Below are 17,591 nucleotides of genomic sequence, written 5' to 3'. Positions count from 1 at the left end.
TGGCTGAGAATACCGACTAAACTTATCCCTACAAAATTTATGGATAGGGTGCTACTCGATAAGGAGTCAACTATGTTGCAAACCACGGTGCTGGCCTTACACGGCCTTTCCTGTATGAATTGTGCCAAACGCGTAAAAACGGCATTAGAAAGCCGGGAAGATGTTCATCATGCAGAAGTGAATGTTCACTATGCCAAGGTGACGGGCGAAGCCGACACCCCGACGTTGATTGATACCGTCAAACAAGCCGGTTATCAGGCCGAAGAAGCGCAACGCCCTGATATTGAATTACAACTCTCCGGTCTGAGTTGCGGGCATTGTACCGAATCTACCCGTAAAGCGCTGGAAGCTGTTCCCGGCGTTATTGCAGCCGATGTGTCACTCGAGAGCGCCAAGGTGTATGGCAAAGTTGAGGCACAAACCCTGATTGATGCCGTCGAGCAAGCGGGCTACCACGCCACACTGCCGGGGGTGCAATCCCCAAAAACTGAGCCGCTGACTCACTCAACCCCATCTTCGCCGGAATATCTGGCAGCGGCCTCTTCTATTCCGGCAGAAAAAAAAAGTGAGACCAACCAAGCCGCAGAGCCAGCAAACACTGATAGTGACAGTGTTCAGCTATTACTGACCGGCATGAGCTGCGCCAGTTGCGTATCTAAAGTACAAAATGCACTGGAAAATGTTGATGGTGTCGAGATTGCGCGCGTCAATTTAGCTGAGCGCAGTGCATTAGTCACCGGCCACCCAAGTAATGAAGCGCTGATCGCGGCGGTCAAGAATGCCGGCTATGGCGCTGAAATCATTGAAGATGAAGGCGAACGACGCGAACGCCAGCAGCAAATGTCGCATGCCAGTATGAAGCGCTTCCAGTGGCAAGCTACACTCGGCCTGTTATTGGGTATCCCATTGATGGGATGGGGGTTATTTGGCGGTAGCATGACGCTCACCCCCGAAACCCAGACGCCCTGGTTGATTATCGGGATAATTACCCTACTGGTGATGATATTTGCCGGTGGGCATTTTTATCGCAATGCTTGGGTCAGTCTGAAGAATGGCAGTGCGACTATGGATACTCTGGTCGCACTGGGGACTGGCGCAGCCTGGGTTTACTCCATTACGGTGAATATCTGGCCGGATGTCTTCCCGATGGAAGCCCGTCATCTTTATTACGAAGCCAGTGCCATGATTATCGGGTTAATTAACCTGGGTCATGCTATGGAACAACGCGCCAGACAGCGCTCCTCTAATGCATTGGAACGCTTATTGGATTTAGCGCCACCGACCGCGCGGGTAGTGACGGACGACGGCGAGAAACTCATCCCGCTGGCGGATGTGCAATTGGGCATGACTTTGCGCCTCACCACCGGTGACCGTGTGCCAGTTGATGGTGAGATTGTGCAAGGCGAAGTGTGGATGGACGAAGCTATGTTGACCGGCGAACCTATCCCACAACAAAAATCAGCGGGTGATGTAGTTCATGCCGGGACACAAGTGCAGGATGGATCAGTGCTGTTCCGCGCCAATGCTATCGGCAGTCAGACAACATTAGCACGCATTATCAAGCTGGTGCGTCAGGCGCAAAGCAGTAAACCCGAGATTGGCAAACTGGCCGATAGAATCTCCGCAGTCTTTGTGCCGACCGTGGTGGCGATTGCCGTTATTGCCGGGTTAATTTGGTATTTCTTCGGCCCACAACCGCAATTGGTCTATACCCTGGTGGTCGCCACTACGGTACTGATTATTGCCTGCCCTTGTGCACTTGGGCTGGCGACGCCGATGTCGATTATCTCCGGTGTGGGGCGGGCAGCTGAGTTCGGGGTATTAGTGCGAGATGCAGATGCATTGCAGCAGGCTAGTAACCTAGACACATTAGTATTCGACAAAACCGGCACCTTGACTGAAGGGCGCCCGCAAGTGGTGGCAATTCATACCTTTAACGGGGTCAGTGAGCAGCAAGCGCTAGCGTGGGCTGCCGCGCTGGAAACCGGCTCTAATCACCCGCTGGCACGTGCTATTTTACAACGTGCTGAAGGGCTGACTCTGGCGACGGTCAACCAATTCCGTACCTTGCGCGGTTTGGGGGTCAGTGGCGAGGTCGATGGCATTCCACTGTTACTGGGCAATAATCGCCTGCTGGAAGAGCAACAGATTGATACCCGTGAGTTGCAATCATTGATACAGCAACAAGCTGAAAGTGGTGCGACGCCGGTGATTCTGACAGCACAGGGGAAACCGGCGGCACTGCTGTCCATCCGCGACCCACTGCGCAGTGACAGTATCAGCGCGCTGCAACGTTTACATCAGCGAGGATACAACTTGGTGATGTTAACCGGCGATAACCCTATAACTGCAAATGCTATTGCCAAAGAAGCCGGTATTGATCAGGTGATCGCCGGTGTCCTGCCGGAGGGTAAAGCTGAAGCTATCAAGCAACTGCAAGCCGCTGGGCATAAAGTCGCGATGATTGGTGACGGCATCAATGATGCGCCCGCACTGGCACAAGCCGATGTCGGGATTGCTATGGGCGGCGGCAGTGATATTGCCATTGAAACGGCCGCGATTACCCTGATGCGCCATAGCCTACATGGGGTTGCGGATGCAGTGGAGCTTTCCAAAGCAACATTGCGCAATATGAAGCAAAACCTGTTGGGGGCCTTTTTCTACAATGCCCTGGGTATTCCGATTGCTGCGGGTATTTTGTTCCCCTTCACCGGTACATTACTCAGCCCAGTAGTCGCGGGAGCAGCAATGGCATTGTCATCCATTACCGTGGTCAGCAACGCCAACCGTTTATTGCGTTTTAAACCTAAACAGTAACGCTCAAAGTCATTGCCGATGCCGGTAGGCGGCAAGCAAGGCCCATGGACGGGCCGAGTAACCAAGGAAGCCAACGCACATGCAACTTGAAGCCAGGTAGATATAACCTAATGGCGCACAATACTTTCTTGTGTGCCATTTAGCGTTTAGGATACAGAAAACGCTAAAAATGGAATCAACCGGCATGGGCCAATTATTACGCCGCATCGCAAAATTTTTAGGGGTTGCTACAGCAACGACCTATTCCTATCCCGCGTTGGATGTCACCTTATCCGGAGGGCGCCACTTTCATTTGGTCGGCAGTATCCATATGGGAACCGAAGGGATGTTTCCCCTCCCCCACGAATTGCTGAATAAATTGAATCAAGCGGATGCACTTATTGTGGAAGCTGATATCACTGAAGCAGCCTCGCCGTTTGGTAACGAAAATCTGGCTGAGCCGTTAATTGACAGATTATCTGAAGAACACTATCAACAGTTGCTACAGCGCTGCGAAGAACTGGACAATAACCCACAGTCCATGGCCTTTTTGCCCGCATGGCAAGTCGCCTTGATGCTTCAGGCGCGCCAGGCTCAGCGTCTAGGATTACGCGGTGAATACGGTATTGATTATCAACTGCTGAAAGCGGCCGCCGCACAGGAGAAAACGGTTATTGAGCTGGAGGGCGCACAAATGCAGCTCGATTTGCTGGAGACATTGCCCGATAACGGCATGTCTTTACTGCTCGATACCTTGACCCATTGGCATACGAATGCCCGCCTGCTGCAAACCATGATTAGCTGGTGGCTGGAGCATCACCCGATAAATGATCTGTCCACACTGGCCCCCACCTTTAGCCAAGACTTGTATGACGTACTCATGATTCAACGCAACAAACGCTGGCAGCAGCAGCTTGAACAGCTACCTACCGGGCGCTATGTGGTGGCGGTTGGCGCATTGCATTTATATGGCGAGGGCAATCTTCCTGAACTATTGAAGCCTAACTCGCAGTAAAAACACAAAAAAATGGCCAATATTGCTATCGGCCAGTCAAAGAGGAACTTTCATTATTTTAGTTATTCAGCTCTCATATTCCTTGCGGATAATATAAGCAGCAAGTACAGGGTAGCAACCAGACGATTAGATTAGCAACAGACATTCGCCCTATATCATTCCACAATGGATCATTGTGCTGATTTTGCTAGGTTAATTTTTAAGCCTACCCCGATGATTGCGTGTAGGATATTCCATCTGAGTAAATTTTCATTCTTAATTGGACGTTTATTATGACACCTGCGGTCATTTTGTTGGAAAAACAAAAAGTTCCTTTCACATTGCATCCTTACCACCATGATGCAGCAGAAACCAACTTCGGTGATGAAGCGGTTAAAAAACTGGGGCTTAATGCGGACCAAGTTTATAAAACTTTACTGGTTGCGTTAAATGGCGATGCCAAAAATCTGGCGGTTGCCGTCACGCCTGTCGCCACCCAACTTGACCTAAAAAAAGTCGCACGTGCATTGGGGGCAAAAAAAGCCGAAATGGCCGACCCACAATTAGCACAACGTAGCACCGGCTATTTAGTCGGCGGTATCAGCCCATTGGGGCAAAAAAAGCGCTTACCCACGGTGATTGATAGTCCAGCCCAAGAATATGCCACCATATTTGTTTCCGGCGGCAAACGCGGTTTAGATATTGAATTAGCCGCAACAGACTTATGCCGCTTACTGCAAGGCACATTCGCGGATATTGCCAAGCGGGATTGATACTAAAAATTTTTGACCAGAAGCCTCCACGCTCTGTATGGAGGCTTCTATATTTGCAAACTATTTATAAACAATTTCGCCTTTCGGCTGATACTGATTAGTATCCAGCGGAGAATGCTTTTCAATATACTGTTTCAGCACTTCGGCATCAATAAAGCCGGTATTCACATAGCCCGGTAAGGTATCAATCTTCGGATAACCATCACCGCCTAACGCGTTGAAATTCAAGGTCGCCAGACGATACGTTTTATTCGGATCTAACGGTTTACCCTGTATTTTCACGTCGCTGACACCCTTGCCATCAGCCACTAAGCTCACATTGGCAAATTGCGCATAAGCTCCTGAATCTACTTTTTTATTGGCCACGACCGCCAGATATTTCTCAACTTCACTGCCTTTCATATCGGCATAAACCAGGGTATTACCGAATGGCTGAACTTTGAGAACATCTTTATAGGTGATATCGCCAGCATCGATAGAGTCACGAACCCCACCGCCACTCATCACCGCAAAGTCAGCACCCACGCGTTCCATTTGTGCCGCCAATAACATACGCGCCAGATTGGTTTGTTCGAAACGGACTTTACTGCGATCCCCCTCCAACTTACCATTTACACTGCCGATTTTAACATCCAACTGCGCCTTGCCTTGTTCTTCAAATGGGGTCAGTAATTTCAGCATTGCCGGATCTTGGGCGATTTCTTGCGTATAAAATACGCGCTCACTGGTGCCATCAGCTTTCTCAACTTTTTTCTTTAAATTGATCGGGATTAACTGATAGCTCACTAACTTCAACTCGCCATTACGGAATTTGAAGTCTGCCCGGCCCACATATTTACCCCATTCATGCGCCTGCACAATCCAAGTGCCATTCTGCCGATCAGGAGCACAAGGGGTGCCTGGCACATAATCAGCCTGCTTATGGTTTTCACTGGACATACAGACGGGATCTTGCGAATGGCCGCCCACAATCATATCCAGGTAACCGGCCGGTAGGCTACGCGCCATCTCGACATCACCCGGAGCATTAGATCCATGCTGGCCATCATCGTAATGCCCCATATGAGTCGCCGCGATAATAATGTCAGGCTTTTCTGTTTTTCTCAGTTGCTCGACAACTTGCTTGGCTTCTACTGCTGGCGCGTGGAATTCGATATCGGTGAAATACTCGGGATTCCCGATCTTAGCGGTGTCATCGGTGGTTAAACCAATCACTGCAATTTTCACACCTTGCTTATCAAACAGCGCATAAGGTTTGAATAATCGCTGCTGAGTACTTTTCTGATAAATATTGGCGGATAATAATGGGAAAGTCGCCCACTTCTCCTGCTGACGCAACACACTCAGGGGGTTATCAAACTCATGGTTACCGATGGCCATAGCATCATAACCAACCAAATTCATACCACGGAAATCTGGTTCGGCATCTTGCAAATCAGATTCCGGGACGCCGGTATTAATATCGCCACCAGAAAGCAACAACAGGCTCCCCCCCTCTGCAGCCACTTGTTTGCGAATATCATCGACTAAGGTTTTCTGTGCAGCCAAACCATACTCACCATGATCATTTTGCCAGAAGTGCCCATGGTGGTCGTTGGTGTGCAATATGGTGATATCGTAAGTTTTATCTTTTTCCCAGGCAGCTGCCCATCCCGGTGCAAACGCCAGCGACACAGCCAAAGCACATGCTGTGGTCGATAATGAAAAACGCATGGCAAATCTCCATGTTGTCGTTAAAACCAGCCCATTCAGTGCCAGTCTAATAAATGAAATGGGGTGACGCATATCAATATCATGAAAAATCAAGCTCATACTGTGACACAGTTCGTATTGTAATGTGATGATGTATGTATGAATTTCAGAAGATTGGAATATATATCAAATTGTATCTGCTGTAGTAAAAATCATTCGATCTGCATAATATGTATTCATTATCAAAATACTATTAACAGTGAAAATTATTAGGCGAATACTCACTATGACCGATCGTTCTGAGACTGGACCCCAGCCCTCCGCCAATACCCAGACCTTCGATAAGAGCAAGGTAAAACGCACGTCTTTCTCTATTTTGGGTGCTATCAGCGTATCTCACTTGCTCAACGATATGATCCAATCGCTGATTCTGGCGATTTATCCTCTATTACAAGCCGAATTTTCACTGAGTTTTGCGCAAATTGGGTTAATCACTCTCACCTACCAGTTGACGGCCTCACTATTACAGCCGCTCATTGGTCTCTATACCGATAAGCATCCAAAACCCTATTCGCTGCCAATTGGTATGGGTTTTACTCTGTCGGGCATCTTGTTGCTCGCAGTTGCCACCACCTTCCCCGTGGTTTTATTGGCGGCGGCATTGGTCGGAACCGGTTCTTCAGTCTTCCACCCAGAATCCTCGCGGGTAGCCCGCATGGCCTCTGGTGGTCGTCATGGTATGGCTCAGTCCATTTTTCAGGTGGGAGGCAACTTCGGTAGTGCTCTTGGCCCGTTATTAGCCGCTATCCTTATTGCACCTTATGGTAAAGGTAATGTGGGCTGGTTTTCCCTCGCGGCATTGCTGGCGATTGTGGTGCTATTACAGGTCAGTAAATGGTATCAGCAGCAACAAAGATCCACACATGGCAAGGTACTAAAAGCCTCATCGGTAAAAGTACTGCCTAAAAAGACGGTTATTAAAGCGTTAGTCATCTTAATGGTGCTGATATTCTCTAAATACTTCTACTTGACCAGTATTAGCAGCTATTACACCTTTTATCTGATGCATAGGTTCGGTGTTTCGATACAAAATGCCCAGATACATTTATTTGTGTTCTTATTCGCAGTGGCCGCTGGCACCATCATTGGCGGGCCTCTTGGCGATCGGATAGGGCGTAAATATGTTATTTGGGGGTCAATACTGGGTGTAGCACCTTTTACCCTTCTTTTACCCCACGCATCTTTGTATTGGACTGGGGTTTTAACCGTGATCATTGGGATTATCCTCGCGTCGGCCTTCTCGGCAATACTGGTGTATGCGCAGGAGCTTATTCCCGGAAAAGTCGGGATGGTATCCGGTCTATTCTTCGGTTTTGCTTTCGGTATGGGGGGGTTAGGTGCGGCTGTACTAGGGTATGTTGCTGATTTGACCAGTATTGAGCTGGTTTATCAAATCTGCGCATTCTTACCATTACTGGGGATAATAACGGTCTTCCTGCCTAATATAGAAGATAAGTAATAGTAATAACCTTAGAATCCCGATTGAAATATGTGTTTCAGTCGGGAGATCTCCCTGTGTAATAGAGATAGAAATAGCAAATCCCTCACAAACAACCACTTCAAACAATTTCCATGCCAAAGCAGACTTTTATCGATAAAAAATGAATTTTTATCGCGCATTGATCGCATAAATGCAATAAACTGATGTTATTACTGTGAAATGCTTGCCGCCCTGCCGAACTAGAAGGAGTCTGGATGCACCACTCAACACCCTTAATTACCACGATTGTCGGAGGCCTTGTTCTCGCCTTCCTCTTGGGCACCTTGGCTCACCGCCTGCGCATCTCACCACTGGTGGGGTACCTTGCCGCAGGAGTGCTGGCCGGGCCATTCACGCCAGGTTTTGTTGCTGATACCTCATTAGCACCAGAATTGGCTGAAATTGGTGTTATTTTGTTGATGTTTGGTGTCGGACTTCACTTCTCGCTCAAAGACCTCCTCGCAGTAAAAGCTATCGCCATACCCGGTGCCGTCGCACAAATTGCCGTCGCCACTTTACTCGGGATGGGACTATCGCATTTATTAGGCTGGGATTTAATGACTGGGTTTGTCTTCGGTCTTTGCCTATCAACCGCCAGTACCGTGGTATTACTACGCGCATTAGAAGAACGGCAACTCATTGATAGCCAACGAGGGCAAATTGCCATTGGCTGGTTGATTGTTGAAGATTTGGCGATGGTACTTACATTGGTGCTATTACCAGCCTTTGCTGGCGTGATGGGGAACGAAACCACCAGTCTGAGCCAATTATTCACTGAATTGGCGATTACCATCGGTAAGGTAATTGCATTCATTACTCTGATGATTGTTGTCGGCCGCCGCCTGGTGCCCTGGATACTGGCTAAAACCGCCAGTACCGGCTCCCGTGAGCTATTTACCCTGGCAGTGCTGGTATTAGCACTTGGGATTGCATACGGTGCTGTAGGGCTGTTCGATGTATCCTTTGCTCTGGGTGCATTCTTCGCGGGAATGGTATTGAATGAATCTGAACTCAGCCATCGTGCCGCGCAAGATACTCTGCCATTACGTGATGCATTCGCCGTCCTGTTCTTCGTTTCAGTCGGGATGTTGTTCGACCCAATGATTTTGCTACATGAGCCCTTAGCCGTACTGGCCTCACTGGCTATCATCATCTTCGGTAAATCAGCCGCAGCATTCATATTAGTGCGGATGTTTGGCCACTCAAAACGCACCGCACTCACCATTTCGGTCAGCTTGGCACAAATAGGTGAATTCGCCTTTATTCTGGCAGGGCTTGGGATTTCTCTCGGTTTAATGTCAGAACACGGCCGTAATCTGGTACTGGCGGGAGCGATTCTGTCCATCATGCTCAATCCGTTACTTTTCACATTGTTAGATCGCTATTTGGCCAAGAACGAGACCATGGAAGATCTGATTCTGGAAGAAGCAGTCGAAGAGGAAAAGCAGATCCCTGTCGATTTATGCAATCACGCATTATTAGTGGGTTATGGTCGGGTTGGCAGCTTATTAGGCGCCAAACTACATGCGGAAGGTATTCCCTTAGTGGTCATCGAGAACTCCCGACCCAGAGTGGAAGCACTACGTGAACAAGGTATTAATGCAGTATTAGGCAATGCTGCAAGCGCAGATATTATGTCGCTGGCTCGTATAGATTGCGCACGCTGGTTATTACTGACCATTCCGAATGGCTACGAAGCCGGGGAAATTGTCGCCTCAGCCAGAATTAAACGACCGGACCTTGAGATAATTGCGCGCGCGCACTATGACGATGAAGTAGTTTATATCTCAGATCGAGGTGCAAATCAGGTTGTTATGGGCGAACGTGAAATTGCTAACAGTATGCTTAATATGCTGAAGATAGAAACACTGACGGAAGAAGATAAGCGCCCTCTTTGCCCGATTTAAAAGTATTACTGTGTTAGCACAATATAAATAAGTAGGGCCAGCATATGCTGGCCCTACTTATAGCGAATATTCTCTTATCTATCCCAGTACGACTCTTCTAAACTATCTTCTCGCTCAGGCAAACCACGAGTTAAACGTGGTGAATGTTGATTCAACACCTGATAACTGACTCGATTGGCATATTTACATACTTGTGCCAACGAAGAGTAACTAAGGCAGCTACGAACATGTTTGCTTGAGTTAGGAACATTATTACGATGAAAGCCATTAGCAGCAATATCATGCAGCACGGCGGATAATGCACCATCGCCTGCCCCATTAGTATTCATTATTTTCTCTGGCCCCCCCATATAAGGGGCGATATGAGAATAAATACGCAATGGATTCTCACAATGCTCTTTGCGCATTGCTCGACTGAACTCATACAGATTAAATTCTGCAATAGCGCCAGGCAATAAAGGATGCTGCGTTTGTCGCTTATTGGCCTCCTCTGTATAACCCGCCATATAAAGCCCATTCGGGCCTGCGGTACAAAGCACTAAATCAACCCAGCTCAACGCCATATCTGAAGCCATTAATGGGTCATTCAGGCCAGTCAGCTCATAAGCTTCATCTTCATTCATCGCAACGATAGAAACATGCTCTTTAAGAAAATCGCGCCACCACTGCGGATTATCTGCAATGACATATTTGGTTCCAAGTGTCATCACAACGGGAACATTATATTTTTTTGCATAACTGATAGCTTGCATAGTCGCATCAGGCATTGGCTCACCAGGCTTACAACGCACCAGATAAGCAGTAAGAACCAATGCTGAAGCACCAGCGATAATATCTTCAGGAATACTTTCCGGCCGCAGTTGATTCATTTGACCTGGGCTGATCGCAAATGTCCGCTCACCATTATCTGTAATTAAAGTGAAACAGCGACCAATGGCACCATCAACAGCCTGTAGATAGTTCAAATCTGTACGACTCGAGGTATTGCATAAGTAACGGTAGGCATAGCTGCCAATTTTGATATTACTACACATCGTCCCTAGCAAAATAGAACGGTCATCGGCCAACACAGAATAATTGTGCAATGTATTTCCAATGGTACCACCGGCAAACTCATGAGTTATCAATCCATTAGCCGTTAGTTCCTGATAAAGGCGCTCAGCGACATCATCCTCTATAACCAAAGAATGCCCTTGGCTAAGGCCATAACGCGTAATAAAGTTCTCATCGACTTTCGCTTCAATATCAACCAGCGTCTGATCAATGCCGACGATATAAGAGGTACTCACCTCATTTTCTGTCTGCGCCGGTTGCAGTAAAGGATCTCGGGCATTAACAGGAAAATAGTGCTTAGATTTGCGTTTACCAGGAAATTTCATTGTTGTTTGTTACAAATTTAGGAATGAAGAGATAAGGAATTTTAGCACAAGTACCCAATATTTAACGAACATAGCCATTAGGATTAGATTGCTGCCAATTCCAAGCGTCTTTTAGCATATCCGTTAAACTTCTTTTGGCTTTCCACTCTAATTCTTTCAAGGCAAGTTCTGCACTCGCCCAACATTCTGCAATATCCCCAGAACGACGAGCCACAATTTCATAAGGAATTTTTTTACCTGATATACGCTCAAATTCCGCGATCATCTGTAGCACTGAATACCCAACACCCGAGCCAAGATTATAAACCTTAAATCCTGCTGTTAGCTTATTAAGCGCACAAATATGCCCTTCAGCGAGATCCATGACATGAATATAATCTCGGACACCAGAACCATCTGTCGTAGGATAATCATCGCCATAAACAGCTAATTTAGGGAGTTTACCAATCGCAACCTGAGTAATAAAAGGCAGCAAGTTGTTAGGTTTACCATTTGGGTCCTCACCAATTAGGCCTGAAGTATGAGCACCAACAGGATTAAAGTACCGCAGCGCTCTTATGGAAAAATCAGGGTGAGCAAAAGAGAAATCCTTCAATATTTGCTCAACCATGACCTTTGATGAGCCATAAGGGTTGGTTGTACCGCCAATACGAGCATCTTCAGTCAGAGGAACAAATTCAGGATCGCCATACACTGTAGCAGAAGAGCTAAATATTAATTTTTTGACGTCAGCAATGACCATTTCTTCAAGTAAGACAATCGAACCGGTGACATTATTTTGGTAATATTCAATCGGCTTAACCACTGATTCACCGACTGATTTCAAACCCGCGAAATGAATAACTGCATCAATTTTATGCTCAGAAAATATCTGCTTAAGACAATCGCTATCTAATACATCACCTTGGTAAAAAGTTGCCATACGACCTGTAATTTGAGATACACGCAATAATGATTCAGCAGAAGCGTTAGATAAATTGTCTAATACAACAACATCCTTGCCATTCTCTAAGAGTGTTAGCACTGTGTGTGAACCAATATACCCCGCACCGCCAGTCACTAAAATAGTCATAACCTACCTATTAAATTTAAGGAGCCGAAATAGACTTCATCGCCCAAGAATAATTTCCCTGCACTTATCCTTAACATTGTTTATATCAAATTTATTTTTTTGTTTTTGCGCAGCTTTATAGAATGAAGCATAATTTGAAAACACCTTATTAAGAGCAGCATCTAACTCTTCTGTTGTATTCCTAATTAAAATACCATTTTGGTCAACAACCTCACTACAACCACCTACATTACTTAAGATAACGGGTAGACTGGCACTAGTCGCTTCAATTGCTGCCATCGGTAAACCTTCGCTGTCTGATGTTAATACAAATACATCATACTGATTAAATTTATCGAACCCTTTAATCTCACCATAGAAATGAATATTGTCATAACTACCATATTCATTTTTAAGATCTTGATAATACTCACCATCACCAACAATATCGAGATCATATTGGGGATTAGCAGCAACAACTTTTAAGATCAAGTCAGGACGTTTTGGATAAGCTAATCGGCAAACATAAATAATTTTATTTTCACACGGGCGGTCTGAGCGCTCAGCTAAGGGTGTTATAGCATTAAGCTGCGTTATTATCTTCTCAGGTTTAATACCAATAATTTTAATTGCTTTATCCGCATCACTTTGAGATACACACCATACAACATCGGTAATATGTGACAATAATTTTTCAATATAACAAAATATAAACTTCAATACATTGCCATTGTAAATACATGACCATCCATGAGAAACATACACACCGCGGAAACGTAGGAATAAGCGAGCTAATCGACTATAAAGCCCCGCGTTGGCAGAACTGGATACAACAATATCAATCTTATTTTCTTTAAGTGTTTTATATAAACAGTAAATAGCCTTAATACTGGCCATTTTCCTGATCTCTGGAATAATAACGATTTTGTCACAGACAATAGTTTCGGTTAACCAACCAGGCTCAGAGGTTATCAAAATAATATTACAATCATCTTTAAGCAGCTTAACTTGCTCTAAAACCCAACCTTGGGCACCACCAATGATTGATTTAGTAATTACAAATGCAACATTCTTCATATCAATTCCGTAAATAATAAAATGCAAATATAATTAGAGAGCAATCTCAAGGCCATCATTAAACAAATGTGTTTTTTGCATTTTCATCGTGAGTTTTTTGCCAAACGATATCACAGATACCATCTGTTGGTTGAAATCCGGCAGGCGCCTCTATCAATAAAGAACGAATACACTCATAATTAAAGTCATTGCAGGCAATTTCAATTTTGTTTAGTAAAGTGTTCAAATTGTCCCATTCAAGCATAACTTCAGTTGCTGTCATAATTCGAGGATGATGGGTATTCTGTACAGATTCACCGATTAATAACTCTTCATATAATTTTTCACCTGGCCGCAACCCCAAAATCTCTATCGCGATATCACCATCGGGGTTTTCTTCACTCTTAATTGAAAGACCTGAAAGATTAATCATCCGTTTGGCCAAATCAATGATCTTAACAGGATCGCCCATATCTAATACGAAAACATCGCCACCCTGCCCCATAGCACCGGCTTGAATAACAAGTTGAGCAGCTTCAGGAATCGTCATAAAGTAGCGAATAATGTCTTTGTGCGTGAGAGTTACTGGGCCCCCCTCTGCGATTTGTTTCTTAAAGAGAGGAACAACAGAGCCGGAAGATCCCAAAACATTGCCAAAGCGAACCATGCAAAATTTTGTATTATTTTGTTCTTTCGATAACGCCTGCAACACAAGTTCTGCCATTCTCTTGGTTGCTCCCATGGTATTGGTTGGTCGTACTGCTTTATCTGTAGAAATTAAAACAAATTTTTCCACACCTGATTTTATCGCCGCTTTTGCACAGTAAAGTGTACCAAATATATTGTTCTTCACCCCCTCAATCACGTTATTTTCAACAAGAGGGACATGCTTATAAGCAGCAGCATGATAAACCGTATTAACCTGGAAGCTGGACATTATTTGAACTAACCGTTTTTCACTTTGCACCGAGCCAAGCAATGCGACAACCCCTATATCAACCTTATTATTTTTACATATTGCGGCTATTTCATTCTCAATGGAATAAAGTGAAAACTCAGATATATCAAAAAGAATTAATAACTTTGGTTTCTCCACAATAATTTGTCGACATAGCTCAGAGCCAATTGACCCACCCGCTCCTGTCACCATTACGACTTTTCCTGTAATATTTTTAGCTAATAACTTCTTATCTGGCTCTACAGGGTCTCTCCCGAGTAATTCCTCAATTGAGACTTTCTTTAAACTACTGATTTGTGCCCGACCTTCGACTAAGTCAGACATACCAGGAATAGATAAAACTTCACAAGAGAGATTCTCAAGTTTAGCGACAACAGCTCTACGCTGACTTTGGCTAACACTTGGCATCGCCAATAACACTTTCTTAATACCATAGCGCTCGATTAAATATTCAAGTTTCTCTGAAGGGTAAACTGTAACGCCATGAATAACAGCTTTATTTAATTTTGGATTATCATCAATAAATGCAATTGGAAAATATTCACTAGCTTGCATAAGTGCAGGTAATAATTGTCGACCAGAAGCACCAGCACCGTATATGACTACCGGAATTTTCCCCCTAACACCATAGTTTAATAGCATGCGAAAAAACAGCCGAGAACCACATATCAATACTAATGAGAAAACAAAGAACATAACAGCAACAGTTCTTGGTAAATATATTCCCAAGAAGTATGAACCCAGTACCAGCAATCCAGAAGATAATACGACACCAATCATTACAGTAGTGACAATTTTTGCACTGACATACCGTAATACCGTCCGGTACAAACCAAGTCTAATATAGACCAAAAGAGTTGGTGGTATAATGACAGCCAATGCCACCCATTGTTCAACACTAGAAAATGGACTGTCTACATCCAGCCGTACCCAGAAAGCGCCCCAATATGCCAAAACAATTAGAATTGTATCTAACAATAGCATAATGATTCGTTTAATCGGTCTTGGTAAAGACAACAGAAACACAAGAAACATAATACTAACCCCAAGACGGAACACGCCATTTCAAGCAATGAGAATTAAATGCAGTAACTGGCCATAAATTATGGTCGGTTAATAATTATTAACTCCAGCATTAAATTTATAGTCAACAAATAGAAGAGGAATATAAGAAATAATAAGTCCAATTATTGGATTAACAATGTCAATTCCTACAAGTAATGCAATAGGGAATAGCCAAATTATATTTATAGTAATAGCAGATAAAGTCACTGGCAAATGTCCGTTAAATCTTCTGGATAATATTTGATAACCGTGACTTCTATGGGCTTCATAAACTTTAAAACCACTAATAACTCTACGCACCAAAGTCCATGTAGCATCAACAATAAATAAACCTAATAAAATTAGCCAACAGAAGAAGAATTTTGTTTCTATCCAACCCGCGCTTATCGCTAAAGAACCGATAATTAACCCCAGAAAACCACTCCCTGCATCACCCATGAATATTTTAGCGGGTGGAAAATTCCACAGTAGAAATCCTAAAACAGTGCTAGCAAGCAAACCAAGCACCAGATAACTGCTCAGATCTACGTTATATCCACTGATAAAATAAATGACGAGCGCGCCAATACTGGTTGTGACTGCCTGTGCGCTTGCTAAACCATCTATACCATCCATGAAATTATAGAGATTTAACATCCACACTAAAAATAACAAGCCAAATAAGTTTCCCAAAATACCGAGATTGACAACAACTCCAGAGACAATTAATACCGGGAAACCACCGAGACAAAATAGTAAAAATGCCGCAGCAGAAAAATGAGCCAGAAGACGCCAGCGAGCAGCAATATGCCCATGATCATCCCAGAAGCCAACCAATGCGATGGCTCCACCTGATACAACCAATCCCACTGCAGGTAAAAGAGGAAAATAACCTTGAAAATAAAAAATAATTATACCAATAAGAAAGCTAACAACAATTGCAACACCGCCTCCTCGAGGGGTTGGGACGAGGTGTGAGCTACGTGAGTTAGGTTTATCTATAATATTATTCTTAAGAGCATATCGACGTAATAAATATGTTAACCCTACAGAAGCCAGAAAGAATACTAATAGTAATAATATTAAAGTTGGCATTTTAACCCCAAATTTATTTCACAACTATGTTAACTATAAAAAACATCATGTTTTATAGTAAACACAAATTAAGATTAGAGATTATTAATAATGTTGAGTATAAATTGATATCCAGCGCTCAATTATTTTCTCAATAGCGTTTGTTTCAATAATTCGTTCTCTCACCTTATTACTTAGTATTTCTTTTTCTTCATCTGATAAATTTATCATTTTATTTATTTCTTGGGATAAACTAGTGGGATCTTTTACTGGAACAACAGAGCCACAATCGCCTAGCGCCTCAGTGATACCACCAGCATCTGTAGCTACAATCAATTTCTTACATGCCATGGCTTCAGTAATGACTAGTGGAAAACCTTCCCATTCGGAGGACAGGATAAAAATATCAGCAGCACACATTAATTGTCGTATATCATTTCTTTGTCCAAGAAATGTTACATATTTCTCAATACTAAGTTCTTTAGATATATTTTTAAGATGATTCTCAAGATGACCCGTTCCTACAATATACAGCGGTGGAACACGTTCAAATTCATTTTTTTTAATAAGTAAAGAATAGGCAGTCAACAAGTTTGGATAATCTTTTGCTTCCGTTAATCTTCCTACGCTGAGGAGCATAGGAGTATTATCAAATACACCTAACTCTAATCTCTTCGTTTTTCTATCGTCCATTGAAAAATCGAACTGAGAGGTATCAATACCATTTGAAACGACTATCATTCTAGTTATGGTTGAAGCATCTTTTTGAATGAAAGAATCAACTGCATCCTGGCTCACATTAGTTGAGATAGAAGCGAGTTTATCCGTATATCTATATGCTAACATCCGTAGAGAACTGCCTTCATTTGTATTATGCGCTGTACATATTAAAACAGGTATTTTCGTGAAGACTCGCAGAAACCTGGCAAATATATTAGCGTGAAACATATGACTATGAACAACATCTGGTTTGAATTTTTTTATTATTTTTCTAACTTTAAATAGTCCCTTAAATAAACTAAAAGGGGTTTTATCTAATTTTAATTCATTCAACTGAATACCATCAGCCGGGTTAACTAAAGTATCGCCAGTGAGGGAAATGATCATAACGCTATGACCAGCCTCATGCATCTTATTGGCGATCAATACAGTTTGTTTTTCGGCTCCCCCTATCCCAAGCCCGGTAATAATATACAATAAATTCACTGGCACCCTCTTATTATTTTTATCTCTATAGCATAAAAGTTATTAATAACTAACATTTATATTATAACCATTAGTTAATATTTTATCTGTCATGATTCGATGCGTAAGGTATGAAATAAAT

General features: G+C 43.8%; 12 protein-coding genes. 5 read left to right on the top strand and 7 right to left on the bottom strand.

The features are described 5' to 3' along the window. Positions 1-72 precede the first annotated feature (72 nt). The 3 genes from copA (at position 73) to ybaK (ending at position 4,563) form a co-directional block, all read left to right on the top strand. Positions 73-2,817, top strand: a complete 2,745-nt coding sequence (gene copA / locus DX162_RS11945) for a copper-exporting P-type ATPase CopA (RefSeq protein ID WP_098081178.1) — start codon at positions 73-75, stop codon at positions 2,815-2,817. A 184-nt stretch (positions 2,818-3,001) separates the two neighbouring features. Further along, complete coding sequence (locus DX162_RS11940) at positions 3,002-3,811, top strand: TraB/GumN family protein (RefSeq protein ID WP_032819879.1); 810 nt, start codon at positions 3,002-3,004, stop codon at positions 3,809-3,811. Between the two features lie 272 nt (positions 3,812-4,083). Then, complete coding sequence (ybaK, locus tag DX162_RS11935) at positions 4,084-4,563, top strand: Cys-tRNA(Pro)/Cys-tRNA(Cys) deacylase YbaK (protein ID WP_004390654.1); 480 nt, start codon at positions 4,084-4,086, stop codon at positions 4,561-4,563. Positions 4,564-4,623: 60 nt separating this feature from the next. Here the strand turns inward: ybaK and ushA are convergent, their stop codons facing one another. After that, positions 4,624-6,276 (bottom strand): bifunctional UDP-sugar hydrolase/5'-nucleotidase UshA, encoded by a 1,653-nt coding sequence (gene ushA, locus DX162_RS11930; protein WP_098081285.1) that lies wholly within the window; start codon positions 6,274-6,276, stop codon positions 4,624-4,626. 265 nt (positions 6,277-6,541) lie between these two features. Here ushA and rosA point away from each other — a divergent pair, with 265 nt between their 5' ends. Continuing rightward, positions 6,542-7,774, top strand: a complete 1,233-nt coding sequence (gene rosA / locus DX162_RS11925) for an MFS transporter RosA (RefSeq protein WP_032819865.1) — start codon at positions 6,542-6,544, stop codon at positions 7,772-7,774. A 236-nt stretch (positions 7,775-8,010) separates the two neighbouring features. Then, on the top strand, positions 8,011-9,702 hold the full coding sequence (gene ybaL / locus DX162_RS11920) for a YbaL family putative K(+) efflux transporter (protein WP_032819866.1): 1,692 nt from the start codon (positions 8,011-8,013) through the stop codon (positions 9,700-9,702). A 74-nt stretch (positions 9,703-9,776) separates the two neighbouring features. Here the strand turns inward: ybaL and DX162_RS11915 are convergent, their stop codons facing one another. From DX162_RS11915 to DX162_RS11890, 6 genes are all read right to left on the bottom strand, one after another. Beyond that, positions 9,777-11,081 carry an inosine/guanosine kinase gene (locus DX162_RS11915; RefSeq protein WP_004390659.1) on the bottom strand — a complete coding sequence of 435 codons (1,305 nt, stop codon included), beginning with the start codon at positions 11,079-11,081 and terminating at the stop codon, positions 9,777-9,779. Between the two features lie 61 nt (positions 11,082-11,142). Beyond that, on the bottom strand, positions 11,143-12,153 hold the full coding sequence (gene galE, locus DX162_RS11910) for a UDP-glucose 4-epimerase GalE (RefSeq protein ID WP_004390660.1): 1,011 nt from the start codon (positions 12,151-12,153) through the stop codon (positions 11,143-11,145). 36 nt (positions 12,154-12,189) lie between these two features. Then, entirely contained in the window at positions 12,190-13,209 is a 1,020-nt protein-coding gene (locus DX162_RS11905) for a glycosyltransferase (protein ID WP_032819867.1), read from the bottom strand. Positions 13,210-13,267: 58 nt separating this feature from the next. After that, a complete protein-coding gene (locus DX162_RS11900; RefSeq protein ID WP_071777615.1) occupies positions 13,268-15,181 on the bottom strand; it encodes a polysaccharide biosynthesis protein in 1,914 nt (637 codons plus the stop codon). Positions 15,182-15,259: 78 nt separating this feature from the next. After that, entirely contained in the window at positions 15,260-16,285 is a 1,026-nt protein-coding gene (locus tag DX162_RS11895; RefSeq protein ID WP_004390663.1) for an MraY family glycosyltransferase, read from the bottom strand. Between the two features lie 84 nt (positions 16,286-16,369). Next, positions 16,370-17,470: a glycosyltransferase gene (locus tag DX162_RS11890; protein WP_032819868.1), complete on the bottom strand. Its 1,101-nt coding sequence runs from the start codon at positions 17,468-17,470 to the stop codon at positions 16,370-16,372. Between the last annotated feature and the right edge of the window lie 121 nt (positions 17,471-17,591).

Origin of the sequence: Yersinia kristensenii (assembly GCF_900460525.1) — a bacterium.
Lineage (GTDB): Bacteria > Pseudomonadota > Gammaproteobacteria > Enterobacterales > Enterobacteriaceae > Yersinia > Yersinia kristensenii.
The sequence above is the reverse complement of the archived record's forward strand: the minus strand, read 5'-3'. Positions and strand labels throughout refer to the sequence as shown.